This window comes from Pseudescherichia sp., from assembly GCF_031987975.1.
In the GTDB taxonomy this organism is placed as follows: domain Bacteria; phylum Pseudomonadota; class Gammaproteobacteria; order Enterobacterales; family Enterobacteriaceae; genus Pseudescherichia.
Genome location: NZ_DALZYX010000004.1, coordinates 272227 through 285092, shown reverse-complemented (window position 1 = coordinate 285092; position 12866 = coordinate 272227). Strand labels below are relative to the sequence as shown.

At 55.6% G+C, this 12866-nt stretch carries 14 protein-coding genes; 10 read left to right on the top strand and 4 right to left on the bottom strand.

The genetic code is table 11. From position 1 onward, the window contains the following. Positions 1–133 precede the first annotated feature (133 nt). From rpmB to mutM, 3 genes are all read left to right on the top strand, one after another. Positions 134–370 carry a 50S ribosomal protein L28 gene (gene rpmB, locus RTN40_RS09085; protein ID WP_002436699.1) on the top strand — a complete coding sequence of 79 codons (237 nt, stop codon included), beginning with the start codon at positions 134–136 and terminating at the stop codon, positions 368–370. Between the two features lie 22 nt (positions 371–392). Next, positions 393–560 (top strand): 50S ribosomal protein L33, encoded by a 168-nt coding sequence (gene rpmG, locus RTN40_RS09080; RefSeq protein WP_003024094.1) that lies wholly within the window; start codon positions 393–395, stop codon positions 558–560. 73 nt (positions 561–633) lie between these two features. Then, positions 634–1443: a bifunctional DNA-formamidopyrimidine glycosylase/DNA-(apurinic or apyrimidinic site) lyase gene (gene mutM / locus RTN40_RS09075; RefSeq protein ID WP_312228177.1), complete on the top strand. Its 810-nt coding sequence runs from the start codon at positions 634–636 to the stop codon at positions 1441–1443. A 47-nt stretch (positions 1444–1490) separates the two neighbouring features. Here mutM and coaD read toward each other — a convergent pair whose 3' ends face one another. Next, complete coding sequence (gene coaD / locus RTN40_RS09070; RefSeq protein ID WP_312228176.1) at positions 1491–1970, bottom strand: pantetheine-phosphate adenylyltransferase; 480 nt, start codon at positions 1968–1970, stop codon at positions 1491–1493. 9 nt (positions 1971–1979) lie between these two features. Beyond that, the gene (waaA, locus tag RTN40_RS09065) at positions 1980–3257 is read right to left on the bottom strand and encodes a lipid IV(A) 3-deoxy-D-manno-octulosonic acid transferase (protein ID WP_312228175.1); all 1278 of its coding nucleotides are present in this window, start codon (positions 3255–3257) and stop codon (positions 1980–1982) included. A 320-nt stretch (positions 3258–3577) separates the two neighbouring features. Between waaA and rfaQ the strand changes: the two genes are divergently transcribed. The 7 genes from rfaQ to RTN40_RS09030 all read left to right on the top strand — a co-directional run bounded on the left by rfaQ (position 3578) and on the right by RTN40_RS09030 (position 10852). Beyond that, positions 3578–4645 carry a lipopolysaccharide core heptosyltransferase RfaQ gene (gene rfaQ / locus RTN40_RS09060; RefSeq protein ID WP_312228174.1) on the top strand — a complete coding sequence of 356 codons (1068 nt, stop codon included), beginning with the start codon at positions 3578–3580 and terminating at the stop codon, positions 4643–4645. After that, the gene (locus tag RTN40_RS09055; protein WP_312228173.1) at positions 4642–5766 is read left to right on the top strand and encodes a glycosyltransferase family 4 protein; all 1125 of its coding nucleotides are present in this window, start codon (positions 4642–4644) and stop codon (positions 5764–5766) included. Before rfaQ ends, RTN40_RS09055 begins: the two co-directional genes overlap by 4 nt. Beyond that, positions 5759–6556 carry a lipopolysaccharide core heptose(I) kinase RfaP gene (rfaP, locus tag RTN40_RS09050; protein WP_312228172.1) on the top strand — a complete coding sequence of 266 codons (798 nt, stop codon included), beginning with the start codon at positions 5759–5761 and terminating at the stop codon, positions 6554–6556. Before RTN40_RS09055 ends, rfaP begins: the two co-directional genes overlap by 8 nt. Positions 6557–6710: 154 nt before the next feature. Continuing rightward, positions 6711–7994 (top strand): O-antigen ligase family protein, encoded by a 1284-nt coding sequence (locus RTN40_RS09045; RefSeq protein ID WP_312228171.1) that lies wholly within the window; start codon positions 6711–6713, stop codon positions 7992–7994. Continuing rightward, positions 7991–9001 carry a glycosyltransferase family 9 protein gene (locus RTN40_RS09040; protein ID WP_312228170.1) on the top strand — a complete coding sequence of 337 codons (1011 nt, stop codon included), beginning with the start codon at positions 7991–7993 and terminating at the stop codon, positions 8999–9001. Before RTN40_RS09045 ends, RTN40_RS09040 begins: the two co-directional genes overlap by 4 nt. An 18-nt stretch (positions 9002–9019) precedes the next feature. Next, positions 9020–10126 (top strand): glycosyltransferase family 9 protein, encoded by a 1107-nt coding sequence (locus RTN40_RS09035; RefSeq protein WP_312228169.1) that lies wholly within the window; start codon positions 9020–9022, stop codon positions 10124–10126. A gap of 30 nt (positions 10127–10156) precedes the next feature. Next, positions 10157–10852: a lipopolysaccharide core heptose(II) kinase RfaY gene (locus RTN40_RS09030; RefSeq protein ID WP_312228168.1), complete on the top strand. Its 696-nt coding sequence runs from the start codon at positions 10157–10159 to the stop codon at positions 10850–10852. A gap of 7 nt (positions 10853–10859) precedes the next feature. Here RTN40_RS09030 and rfaC read toward each other — a convergent pair whose 3' ends face one another. Beyond that, positions 10860–11813 (bottom strand): lipopolysaccharide heptosyltransferase RfaC, encoded by a 954-nt coding sequence (gene rfaC / locus RTN40_RS09025; RefSeq protein WP_312228167.1) that lies wholly within the window; start codon positions 11811–11813, stop codon positions 10860–10862. A gap of 3 nt (positions 11814–11816) precedes the next feature. Continuing rightward, positions 11817–12863, bottom strand: a complete 1047-nt coding sequence (gene rfaF / locus RTN40_RS09020) for an ADP-heptose--LPS heptosyltransferase RfaF (protein ID WP_312228166.1) — start codon at positions 12861–12863, stop codon at positions 11817–11819. Between the last annotated feature and the right edge of the window lie 3 nt (positions 12864–12866).

The following is a 12866-nucleotide window of genomic DNA, read 5'->3' as shown; positions in this document are numbered from 1 at the left end:
AGAATCTCGGGTTTGGCATTTGGGCCTGGCAATCGCGAGTTCACACTGAACCGCCGTGACCGGGCCTTACAGCCTGACGAGGCGTCAAAACCCTATACGAAGCTCGAGCTAATTTGATTTTTGGAGAATAGACATGTCCCGAGTCTGCCAAGTTACTGGCAAGCGTCCGGTGACCGGTAATAACCGTTCCCACGCACTGAACGCGACTAAACGCCGTTTCCTGCCGAACCTGCACTCTCACCGTTTCTGGGTTGAGAGCGAGAAGCGTTTTGTCACCCTGCGCGTATCTGCTAAAGGTATGCGTGTAATTGATAAGAAAGGCATCGATACAGTTCTGTCCGAACTGCGTGCCCGTGGCGAAAAGTACTAAGTACTTAAAGAGGAAATAAATCATGGCTAAAGGTATTCGTGAGAAAATCAAGCTGGTTTCTTCTGCTGGTACTGGTCACTTCTATACCACTACGAAGAACAAACGTACTAAGCCGGAAAAACTGGAACTGAAAAAGTTCGATCCAGTTGTCCGTCAGCACGTTCTCTACAAAGAAGCTAAAATTAAATAAATTTTAGTTTTCTTGTACAGAAACCCGGCTCCGGCCGGGTTTTTTGCATTCTGTGTATCTTAACGGAGGAAGCATGCCTGAATTACCTGAGGTAGAAACCAGCCGCCGCGGTATAGAGCCGCATCTGGTGGGTCAAACTATCCTGCACGCGGTGGTGCGTAATGGCCGTCTGCGCTGGCCTGTTTCCGACGAGATCCACCGCCTGAGTGATAAACCGGTGTTGAGCGTGCAGCGGCGGGCAAAATACCTGCTGCTGGAGCTGCCCGACGGCTGGATCATTATCCACCTCGGCATGTCCGGCAGCCTGCGCATCCTTCCCCACGATCTTCCTGCCGAGAAGCACGATCATGTCGATCTGGTGATGAGCAACGGCAAAGTGCTGCGCTATACCGATCCGCGTCGCTTTGGTGCCTGGCTGTGGGCCAAAGAGCTGGAGGGGCACAACGTGCTGGCACACCTGGGGCCGGAGCCGCTGAGCGATGCGTTCAATGCAGAGTATCTACAGCAAAAGTGCGCCAAAAAGAAAACCGCCATTAAACCCTGGCTGATGGATAACAAGCTGGTGGTGGGCGTGGGCAATATCTACGCCAGCGAATCGCTGTTCGCCGCGGGGATCCATCCTGACCGGCTCGCCTCGTCGCTCTCATCGGAAGAGTATGCCCTGCTGGTGCAGGTCATCAAGGCGGTGCTGCTGCGCTCGATAGAGCAGGGCGGGACAACGTTAAAAGACTTCCTGCAAAGCGATGGGAAGCCGGGCTATTTTGCTCAGCAGCTGCAGGTTTACGGGCGCAAGGGCGAACCCTGCCGCGTCTGCGCGACGCCAATTGTCGCAACCAAGCACGCCCAGCGCGCTACTTTCTACTGCCGTAACTGCCAGAAGTAACAGGCCCAAGCCCAGCCCCGGCAAACGCAGCGCCGCCGGGTAAAGCGTTATTTAAGCTTCTGCAAAAGCGCCTGGTGCACGTTTGCTGGCAGGAAGTCCGTAACGTCACCCTGATGACGCGCCACCTCTTTGACCAGCGATGACGAGATAAACGACCACTCTTTGGCGGGCATCAGAAAGACGCTCTCCAGCTCTGGCATCAGGTGACGGTTCATATGCGCCAGCTGGGTCTCATACTCGAAATCGGCCACGGCGCGTAGACCACGGATCAGGATCGTGGCCTGCTGGTCGCGGGCAAAGCTCGCCATCAGATCGCTAAAGCCGATGACCTCAACGTTTTCAAGATGGGCGGTGGCTTCCTGCGCCAGAGCAACGCGCTCGTCCAGGGAGAAGAGCGGCTTTTTGCTCGGGCTGGCGGCAATCGCCATGATAACCCGATCGAACATGCCAGCGGCCCGGGTGATGATGTTGATATGACCGTTGGTGACTGGATCGAAGGTGCCAGGGTAAATCGCACGCTTTTGCATATAAAAACCTTAATGGGCTTTTGGTGGCAGATAGGGTTCCAGCAATTGTAACAGACGCTGCAGCGCGCCCTGGTTTTGATAAAGCACCTCTACTGCATGACGGCCATAAAAGTTACGGTAGTCCTCATCGGTCAACAGGGAGGCGACCTCTTTGCTTAGCGAGGCGACGTCCGCAACGGTGATCAAACCGTCGGCCTGAGTCAGACGGGCGCAGATATCTTTAAAGTTAAAGGTGTGCGGTCCCATTAGCACCGGAATCGCGTGCGCGGCGGCCTCCAGCGGGTTGTGACCGCCGCGCTCTACCAGCGAACCGCCAACGAAGGCGAGGTCGGCAATGCCGTAGAGCAGCATCAGCTCGCCCATGGTATCGCCCACCACCACCTGAGTGCTGCTGGAGGGGACTTCCCCTGACGAGCGGGTGATGTAGCTCAGGCCAGCCTGCCGCACCAGGTTGATGGCGTCCGGGAAGCGTTCCGGATGGCGCGGGACCAGAATCAGCAGCAGGTTAGGAAACTCTCTCAATAACGTCCGGTGCGCCTCGATAACCGCACTCTCTTCGCCCTCATGGGTGCTGGTGGCGATCCAGACCGGACGATGCGGAGCCCACTGGCGACGCAGGGTGACGGCCCGGGAGGCGAGCTGTGGCGTCACTGAGATATCGAATTTCAGGCTGCCGGTGACGGTGAGCTGGTTACGCTTTGCGCCAAGGGCAATAAAGCGCTCGCCATCCTCTTCGTTCTGAGCGGCGATCAGCGTGATACGGCGCAGCAGGGTGCGAATAAAGTCGCCCAGCCTGGCATAGCCTTTAGCGGAGCGCGCGGAGAGACGGGCGTTAGCGATCACCAGCGGGATCTGGCGTTTGTGCAGGGCGGCGATCAGGTTCGGCCATAGTTCGGTCTCCATCACCAGCACCAGCTTCGGATCGACAGCGTTTAAAAAACGATTGAGTGCGTCCGGCAGATCGTAGGGCAGATAGACGTGCTGAACGTCGTTGCCAAAAGCGGAGAGCACGCGCTCCGAACCGGTCGGGGTCATGGTGGTGACGGTAATCGGCAGGTCGGGATAGCGATGGCGCAGGGCGCGAACCAGCGGAATTGCCGCCAGGGTTTCGCCCACGGAAACGGAGTGCATCAGAATGCCGCCAGGCTTAAGCGGTTGCTTATAGTAGCCGTAACGCTCGCCCCAACGTTTGCGGTAGGCCGGTGCTTTGCGACCACGCACCCAGAGACGCAGCCAGATAAGCGGCTGAATCAGGTAGAAAAGAGTGGTGTAAAGCAATTGAAGCATAGTACGCAACTGGCTGATGGATGTGCTGGGAATTTTATGTATTTAGCTGCATCAATGCTATTACTTTTGCCGAAATTGCCGTAAATCCCCTCTCCCGCAGGCGATGAATCCTAAAACGCATGCTTTTTTGTAGTAATTTTATAAAGTTAGTTGAAATCAGCAAGTTGCTGAAAAAACATTCGTGTCGGCTTAGACAGCAAAAAATGCTACACTAGCGCGCAAAAATGGGCGCGTTACGGTGCTCAGGCAGCGGTTAAGCCTGGGCGGTAGCGTGCTTATTGTTGTCTATACTGGTCATCATCAACGGATAAGAGCCGCTTGTGGAAAAGCCATTTCAAAGAGTTCTGCTGATAAAAATGCGGTTTCATGGGGATATGCTGCTCACGACGCCTGTCGTAAGCACCCTGAAGCGCCGCTACCCTGATGCGAAAATCGACGTGCTGCTCTATCAGGACACGATCCCCATCCTGTCAGAAAACGCAGAGATTAACGCGCTCTACGGCCTTAAAAATAAAAAAGCCAAAGCCGGGGAGAAAATCGCTAACTTCGTGGATGTGCTCAAGCAGCTACGCGCTAACCGTTACGATCTTATCGTCAATCTGACCGACCAGTGGATGGTTGCCGCGCTGGTGCGCTGCCTGCCTGCCCGGGTCAAGATTTCGCAGGACTTTCCCCATCGTCAGGCAGCCTTCTGGCGCAAAAGCTTTACTCATCATGCCCCCGTCGTTGGCGATCATATTGTTGAGCGCAACCTGTCGGCGCTGCGTCCGCTGGGTATAACCGAGGATTGCCGCGAGCTGACCATGAGCTATACCGGGCAAAACTGGCAGGCGATGCGCGAGCAGCTGACTGCGGCCGGAGTAGGGGAGCACTATGTGGTGATCCAGCCCACGGCACGTCAGGCCTTTAAGTGCTGGGATAACAGTAAATTCTCCCAGGTCATTGATGCCCTGCATCATCAGGGTTATGAGGTGGTGCTCACCTCCGGACCAGGCGCGGACGATCTGAGCTGTGTGGAAGAGATAGCCAGCGCCTGCGCAGCGCGACCGGTCACCGCGCTGGCGGGAAAAACGCGCTTTCCCGAGCTGGCCGCGCTTATCGATCATGCTGCGCTGTTTATCGGCGTCGATTCTGCGCCGATGCATATTGCCGCGGCGGTAAAAACCAAAATTATTGCCCTCTTTGGCGCAACCGATCATATTGCCTGGCGTCCGTGGTCAGATGATGCCGTTGTGCTCTGGGCCGGGAGCTACCAGCCGATGCCGACGCGTGACCAGCTCGATCGCAACCGGCGCTATCTCTCTGTGATCCCAGCGGAGGAGGTTATTGCGGCCGCTCGGACGCTGCTTCCACCGCTTAACGCTGCCGTGCAGGCGGGTGGGCTATGATTGTTGCCTTTTGCCTCTATAAGTACTTTCCGTTTGGCGGGCTACAGCGCGATTTCATGCGTATTGCCCGGACGGTAGCCGGACGCGGACACCAGGTACGCGTCTACACTCAATCCTGGCAGGGCGAGTGTCCTGAAGAGTTTGAGCTGATTGTCGTTCCGGTCAGGAAACGCACCAATCACGGGCGCAACGCTGAGTACTATGAGTGGGTAAAAGCACATCTTGCTCAGCATCCGGTGGCGCGAGTCGTGGGCTTCAACAAGATGCCGGGTCTCGATATCTACTACGCAGCAGACGTCTGCTATGCCGAGAAGGTCGCGCAGGAGAAGGGCTTTCTCTATCGCCTGACTTCACGCTATCGCCACTATGCGGCCTTTGAGCGCGCAACCTTTGAGCAGGGTAAGAAGACGCAGCTGCTGATGCTGACGGATAAGCAGATTGCCGATTTCCAACGTCACTACCAGACCGAGCCTGAACGCTTTCATATTCTGCCACCGGGGATCTACCCCGATCGTAAATACAGCCAGCAGATCCCCGACGGCCGTCGCATCTACCGAGAAAAAAACCGCATCGGTGAGGATCAGAACTTTGTTCTGCAAGTGGGGTCAGATTTTAGCCGTAAGGGTGTGGCGCGGACTATCGAGGCCATCGCCGCGCTGCCTGATGCCCTACGGCAAAATACGCTGCTGTTTGTTGTCGGGCAGGATAAACCTGGACCGTTCGCGGCGCTTGCTGCAAAGCTGGGCATAAAAGAGAATGTACACTTCTTTGCCGGACGCAGCGACGTGGCCGAACTGATGGCCGCAGCGGATCTGCTGATGCATCCTGCGAAACAGGAGGCGGCAGGCATCGTGCTGCTGGAGGCGGTGGCGGCAGGACTGCCGGCGATCGTAACCGGGGTCTGTGGCTACGCGCCCTATATAGCGGATGCCCGCTGTGGCATGGTGATTAACGAGCCGTTTTCGCAGGCTGCGCTGAACAAGGCGCTGGCCGATGCGCTGGGTACGCCGTCGCGCCTGGGCGAGTGGTCGGCCAACGCCCGTCACTATGCGGATACGCAGGATCTCTACAGCCTGCCGGAAAAGGTGGCTGATATGATAACGGGTAAAGTGAATGGTTGAACTGAAAGAGCCGCTGGCCACCTTATGGCGCGGTAAAGATGCCTTTGCCGAAGTGAAAAAACTGCAGGGCGACGTATTTCGCGAGCTTGAAACGCGCAGAACGATCCGTTTTGAGCTGGCGGGTAAAAGCTACTTTCTGAAGTGGCATCAGGGCACCTCGGTCAAGGAGGTGGTTAAAAACCTGCTCTCCCTGCGTCTGCCGGTGCTGGGGGCTGACCGGGAGTGGAACGCAATCCATCGTCTGCACGAGTGCGGTGTTGATACCATGCACGGCGTTGGCTTTGGGGAAAGAGGGACTAATCCGCTGACGAAAACCTCGTTTATTATTACTGAGGATCTGACGCCAACCATTAGCCTTGAAGACTATTGTGCCGACTGGAGCGTGAATCCGCCCGATCTGCACGTTAAGCGCATGCTTATTCGCCGCGTGGCCACAATGGTGCGCAAGATGCATCAGGCTGGCGTCAACCACCGTGATTGCTACCTGTGTCACTTCCTGCTGCACCTGCCCTTTTCCGGGGAGGAGCGCGATTTAAAGCTGTCGATAATCGATCTGCACCGGGCGCAGATTCGCCGTCGTGTGCCACAGCGCTGGCGTGATAAAGACCTTATTGGTCTCTATTTTTCCTCAATCAATATTGGTCTGACGCAGCGGGACATTTTACGTTTTATGAAGATCTATTTCGCCAAGGATCTGAAGGCGATATTTAAGAACGAAGGGCAGTTACTATCGTCATATGAGCGCAAGACTCACAGGATCGTAACGCATTCGCAGCGCAATAACTTGTAGCGCTTTTTTACAGCTGATTGTCAGTTTTATGATAGGTTTTAATATGATAGCCGTTCAGTCTTTAGCGAATCTTTCCGCTAAAAAAGTGACCACTTCGCTTCTGCTTTTCTGTTTCTGCATTCTGTGTTTTGTCTGGCCGATTGAAAACTCAAACTTGCCTACCAACCGCAATCTTTTTATCTATGTTGGCCTGGCGATGACCCTGTATCTCTACTTTAAAAAGCAGGGTATGCCGCTGGAGCATAATCTTAAATCGCGTATTCCAGTTTATCTTCTTGCTGGCCTGTTGGTATTCACCTTGTTGAACGGCCTGCTGGTTGCCCCGGATCTTAAGCAGATGTTTCGCAGCTGGCAGGGACAGTACCTGCGCGCTGGGTTACTCTTTTTCATTGGTCTGCTCATCTACTCCTTTAGTGCCAGCTGCTTCCGTGGCTTAAGTAAAACCCGCTTTCTCTCTCTGGTGGTGCTTTGCTCGTTGGGCGTGATATTTATTCACATTATCCAGACCGGCTTTATGTACCTGCGTAACGGCTATATTGACTGGGGCATTACCTGGATTGTGCGCACGCGCACCGAGATGAGCTTTCAGATCAACTTCATCTGCGGCATTCTCTTCGCCGAGCTGCTTTCCCGTCTGTTTCTGCACCGCAAGTTTTTGATCTTTAAAACCAGCCTGCTGCTCTTTTTCATTGCCGTCTGCTTTGTCGCCACCGCATTGGTGAATACCCGTTGGGGTACGATCGGTTTGATTGGCAGCACCATTTCTATCTGCGCTTTTATTGCCGCCAGGATGCTTAACCGGGACAACCGCAAGAAGATGGTGTTGACCGGCGCAGCGGTAGCGCTGATGGTTGCTGCCGTCGGCTATACTTCCTGGACTCAGGATCCACGCTGGCAGAGCCTGAGCCAGGACGCCGTATCCGGGTGGAATCTCTCGGTGGATAATCGCTGCTACGATGGTTTTACAGGACCGACCCTGCAGGATAGCACCGGTCGGGTGTTAGATGAGTCAAACGCCTGCCGCTCAACCTTTTTCCATCAGGGTTGGAAGCTGGTGTTTGAAAATCCTTTTGGTACCGGGCCGCGTAAAGACGCATTTTTGGTGCTGCTACAGAAGGCTTATCATGATCCTTCTATTAAGCAGGATAATAGCCACTACGGCGTAATCGATTTTGCGCTACAAAACGGCTTTCTTGGTCTGGCGGGCTGGTTATGCTTCGTGATCTCGTTAATTGTGGTGGGCTGGGATGCCTTCTCGAAAAAGCTGGTCATGCCGGGTCTCTTTTTGTCGTTGATGGCGGTAAGTTTCCTCTTCCGCTCCAGCGTCGATAATATGCTGCGGGATCACTTTTTAGAGCAGTTTATGGCCTTTACCGGCCTGATGATCGGTCTAATCGTGACCAAAGATAAAAATAGCGTGCCAGGGAGTGCGTCATGAAGGTTTTGATTATTCGTCGCGACAATATTGGCGACCTGATTCTGACCACGCCGCTGATTGCAACTATTGCCCATGAAACGGGAAGCAAGGTCGATCTGCTGGTCAATACCTACAACAAACCGGTGCTGGATAATAACCCGCACGTAGGCAAGGTGTTTCTCTACAGCAAGCTGCACCACCGCAGCAAAGGAACGTCGGCGTTAAGCGTCCTGTGGCAGCGGCTCAAAACCATTATCGATCTTCGTCGTGCGCGCTACGACGTGGCGATTGTTGCTAAAGAGCGTTGGGATAAGCGTCCTTTGCAGTGGGCAAAGCTGGCGGGGGCAAAAAAAATCATTGCTATCGGTAACGACTGTCCGCCTGACGTGACCGATGCGCTGCCGGAATCAACGCAGAAAGAGCACCTGGTGAAGCTGCTGGCGCGCTTAGCCGAACCGCTGGGCATCACCGCCGAGCCTGGCCCGCTGGAGCTGTACGTGCGGCCTGAAGAGACAGCGGCCATTAAGCAGAAGATCAATCTCCCCGATGACGGCCTGCCGGTATACGGATTACAGATCAGCTCCCGTCGGCCCGAGCAGCGTTGGCCGGTAGAAAACTTTGTCGCCCTGGCGCAGCGGCTTGCCGCCGAGCAGCCGTGTCATATCCTGCTCTTCTGGTCTCCGGGCAGCGCAGATAACAAACTGCATCCGGGCGATGATGAGAAGGCGCACTACATTATTGATCACTGTCAGGGCGTATCGCTGCTTCCGGTCGTCACGCAAAACATCCGCGAGCTGATGGCGGGCATGTCGCTATGCGATCGGATAGTTACCAGCGACGGCGGCGCGCTGCATATTGCCGCTGGCGTTCATAAACCTATCGTTGCTCTGTTTGGCAACAAAGCGGCCTGGCTCTGGACGCCGTGGGCCGTACCGCATGAACTGCTACAGGGTGAGGGCTATGATGTCCGCAACATCCCGGTCGATGAGGTGTATAATGCCTTCATTCGTCTGCAGGAACAGCGTTAATAAGACAGGTTTCATTGAATGATTCGAGCACTGAGAAAAAAGATACAGCTGGTTGTGGTTAACCTGTTTTTGCGGCTGTATACGGGTAAGAACGGCCTGGCTTCTACCCAGGCGGAGTTTGCCCAGGAAGATAAGCGCAATATTAAAAATATTGTTATCTACTCCTCGACGGCGCTGGGTGATTTCATGATGAACTCCCCGGCGATTCACGCTATTCGTCAGGAGTATCCAGAGGCGCATATTACTCTTATCTGCCATAAAAAAATGGTGCAGTTTCTCTCGGCGGGTAAAGACTGGGATAGCCTGATCGCCTGGGATAACAAGCTGACCACGGTCTCGGCGCTGGTAAAAAATATTAAGCAGCATGGCCGCCCGGATGCGGCAATTATTCTGCACTCCCACACGCCCTATGACTTTCTCAGCGCCATCCGCGCCGGGGCAAAATATGTCTTTATCGATAACGATAAGCAGAATATCGCCCTGGTCAGCAAGTGGGCAACCAGCCGCCTGAAGAATTTCGTAGGTCACACTATTCAACGTAAGCTGGAGCTGATCGGCCCATTTCTTAGCAGCGAACCTTCCCGGGCGATGCGTCTGCCCGCGAACGTCGAGGTGGATGAAGCGACCCGCGATCCGGCGGTGAAGTATATTGGCTTCCAGATGGGGGCTTCGAGCCTGCGCAAATGCTGGTCGACAGAGAATTTTGCCCGCCTCGCCACCCAGCTGATTAACGACTACGAGGCGGTAAAAATCGTGCTGATTGGCGCACCGAACGAAGTCGCGCTGCAGACTACGTTCCTGCAGCAGCTCGACGCTCGCTATCACGATCGCGTTCTGCCGATGATTGGTAAAACCACGATCCCTGGCCTGCTGCAGGAGATCAAGAAGATGAGCCTGCTGGTGACGTCGGATACCGGTCCCCTGCACCTTGCTGTCGCTATGCAGATCCCAACCGTCAGCATGTTCGTCGTGACCTCGCCTATGCTCTATGGTCCTTACCAGGATCCGGAGCTACACTCGGTTATCTATAAAGCCTTTACCACATTTGATGAACATCATTACGCCTCAGCATTAGATAAAATCAGCTGTAGCGAAGTGTATGCACGGGTGAAAACGTTTCTCTAGCTTTTGCCCGCAGGTATAAGGAAAACAATAATGAGCGTGGCGTTTAGCCGTAAACAGGGTTTTGAGATCTATCAGCGCGTTAACGATGATGATTTCACCACCCTGCTGACGCAGTATAAAAATAACCAAATCCCGGTGCGCAAGCTGGCCAGCGGCAACGCTGACAGGTCGGTAGCGATCATCGCCTCTGAAAAGCGTAAATACATTCTGAAAGAGGATCGCGAGCGGGAAAAACGGCTCGAGAAGAAAATTGCCAACTTTATATTTGGCCCGTTCCAGTCACGTTTGATCAGGCTGATGGACCGCGCCGTCAATGAGGGCTGCCACGTTTTTCAGGAGCTGTACTTCGTTGCCGAAAAGAACCGTTTTCGCACGACCCAGGATGTCTATGCCCTCTATGAGTATATAGAAGGGACGCCGCTCACCGAGGTGAATAACCCTGAGCAATATATTCCACAAATCGTCGAGTGCGTGTTGGCCCTGCATCGCCACGGCCTGGCCTCAAACGATATTCACTATGGCAATTTTATTCTGACGCCCGCCGGTGATATTCGTATTATCGATATCTCCTGCAAGGCGAGCGTGAAGGTATGCCAGGCAAACGATCTGCTGGCGCTGCGCCGGAAATTTGGCGTGAAGGTGAAGAGCGGCAGTCGGGTATATAAAATTATCCGCGCCAAAGAGGCGCTGCGGCGGAAAATACGCGCCCTTAAGCATAAAAAATAACGCCCTGTCAGGGCGTTATTGTTTCGAACACCGTCTCTGCGGTCAGCTGCTGCAAATCGCCATTCGGTGAGCGCACCGCCAGCTGATTCTTACCGTAGCCGCCAATTAGCCCCGGATCGGTCGGGCCGTAGAGCGTAAAGTTGGGCCGATCGAGAGCGGCGGCCATATGGCTTAGCCCGGTATCAACCGACACGACCAGCTTCGCCCCTGCCAACTCGCGAGCAACCTTCTCCAGGCTCAGGCGCGGCAGCACCTCCACGTAATCAAACCCCTCTGCCAGCCGTCTGGCGCGCGCTTCCTCATGAGGTGCACCCCAGGGGAGCTTAATTCTTAACCCTGAGGTTGCCATCAGCCCCAGCAGATCCCGCCAGCGCGCTTCCGGCCAGTGCTTATCATCCCGCGTGGTGGCATGCAGAAATACGGCGTAAGGCTCGCCTGCGGCGCTCTCCTCAACAAAATGCTGTGCAATGGCGTAGTCGCCCTGGGTCTGTGGTTTGCTGTAGCCCAGGCTTTTCGCAAACAGCTCCCGGGTGCGCTCCACGGCGTGCTGCTGCTTTGCAATGTGGTGACGGCGGCTATAGAACAGGTTGGCCAGCGGCTCGCGAGCGCTTTGCCAGTCCATACCGTGCTTCAGGCCGTGCGCCAGCCGGGTAACCAGCGCCGCGCTTTTCACCAGCCCCTGGGCGTCGATAACCGCATCATAGTGCACCGCCCGCAAGGTTTCACGAAACGCCCGGCGTTCGGCTTTCACCGGATCGGAGAACCAGGCTTTACGCCAGCGGCGCAAGGCAACCGGAATAACGCGATCCACCGCGTCGTGCCAGGCAGGGATCTGAGCGAAACCCTCCTCCACGACCCAGTCAAAGCGGATGCCGGCAATTGCCAGCATGGCATCCGTCAGGGCGGGCAGGGTATGCAGTACGTCACCCATCGACGATGTTTTTACAATCAGCACCCGCATCCGTTAGCCTTCTTCATCCAGCAATAGACCGTTCAGCGTCTCCAGCACCTGCTCGGGCTGGATATCGATCAGGCTCTGGTGGTAGCCCTCTGCGGCATCGCCTTTGCGCACTTTGTGATAGCCAGTGATAAGGCGGATGACGCGGGCCTTATGCGACAGCGGTGGGGTAAAGTCCGGGCTGCTGGGACCGTACAGCGCCACCAGCGGCCGGTTAAGCGCGGCGGCAACGTGCATCAGGCCGGAATCGTTAGTAACCACCGCCCGGCAGGCCGCCAGTAAAATGACCGCCTGCTCAAGCTGGGTTTCACCGGCCAGGTTACGGCACCACGCCTGCTGCTCAAGGCTGAGCATAGCCAGAATTTCATTCCCTGCTCCGTGATCTTTCGCGGAGCCAAACAGCACCACCTGGTAACCCTCGTCGATCAGCTGCTTCGCCAGCTCGGCATAGTGGTAGTGCGGCCAGCGCTTCGCCGGGCCAAACTCCGCGCCGGGGCAGAAGCCAATAACAGGGCGATCGGTCAGGATGCCGAAGGTGTGACAGGTGCGGCGCTGCTCGCTCTCTTCTACGTGCAGCTGGGGCCAGAGCAGCGGCTGGGGTAGGTCTTTTGCCGAGTCCATCACGCCTTTATCGTAGGCCAACGCCACGTAGCGTTCGACCATCAGCGGCCAGGCCTGCTTATCGAGCACGCGCGCGTCGTTAAGCACGCCGTAGCGCATCTCGCCGCGCCAGCCGGTGCGCACGGGGATATTGGCAAAGAAGGGCACTAAGGCAGATTTATAGGAGTTAGGCAGCACGTAAGCGCGATCGTAGCGGCGCTCGCGGAGGCTCACGCCAAGACGGCGACGCGCACCAAGCTCCAGCGCCCCATGCCCAAGGGGCATAGGGATCGCTTCATTCACTTCCGGCATCCGCGACAGCAGCGGACGACACCATGCGGGTGCCATCACGTCGATTGTCGCCTGGGGATAGCGCGCCTTGAGCGTGCGATAGAGACTTTGCGACATCATCATGTCGCCCACCCATGACGGGCCGATCACCAGTATTTTCATGCA

Excerpts from the sequence above, each read along its gene's own strand:
- rpmB (WP_002436699.1), top strand. The coding sequence starts at position 134 with ATGTCCCGAGTCTGCCAAGTTACTGGCAAGCGTCCGGTGACCGGTAAT.
- rpmG (WP_003024094.1), top strand. The coding sequence starts at position 393 with ATGGCTAAAGGTATTCGTGAGAAAATCAAGCTGGTTTCTTCTGCTGGT.
- mutM (WP_312228177.1), top strand. The coding sequence starts at position 634 with ATGCCTGAATTACCTGAGGTAGAAACCAGCCGCCGCGGTATAGAGCCG.
- coaD (WP_312228176.1), bottom strand. The coding sequence starts at position 1,970 with ATGCAAAAGCGTGCGATTTACCCTGGCACCTTCGATCCAGTCACCAAC.
- waaA (WP_312228175.1), bottom strand. The coding sequence starts at position 3,257 with ATGCTTCAATTGCTTTACACCACTCTTTTCTACCTGATTCAGCCGCTT.
- RTN40_RS09055 (WP_312228173.1), top strand. The coding sequence starts at position 4,642 with ATGATTGTTGCCTTTTGCCTCTATAAGTACTTTCCGTTTGGCGGGCTA.
- rfaP (WP_312228172.1), top strand. The coding sequence starts at position 5,759 with ATGGTTGAACTGAAAGAGCCGCTGGCCACCTTATGGCGCGGTAAAGAT.
- RTN40_RS09040 (WP_312228170.1), top strand. The coding sequence starts at position 7,991 with ATGAAGGTTTTGATTATTCGTCGCGACAATATTGGCGACCTGATTCTG.
- RTN40_RS09035 (WP_312228169.1), top strand. The coding sequence starts at position 9,020 with ATGATTCGAGCACTGAGAAAAAAGATACAGCTGGTTGTGGTTAACCTG.
- RTN40_RS09030 (WP_312228168.1), top strand. The coding sequence starts at position 10,157 with ATGAGCGTGGCGTTTAGCCGTAAACAGGGTTTTGAGATCTATCAGCGC.
- rfaC (WP_312228167.1), bottom strand. The coding sequence starts at position 11,813 with ATGCGGGTGCTGATTGTAAAAACATCGTCGATGGGTGACGTACTGCAT.
- rfaF (WP_312228166.1), bottom strand. The coding sequence starts at position 12,863 with ATGAAAATACTGGTGATCGGCCCGTCATGGGTGGGCGACATGATGATG.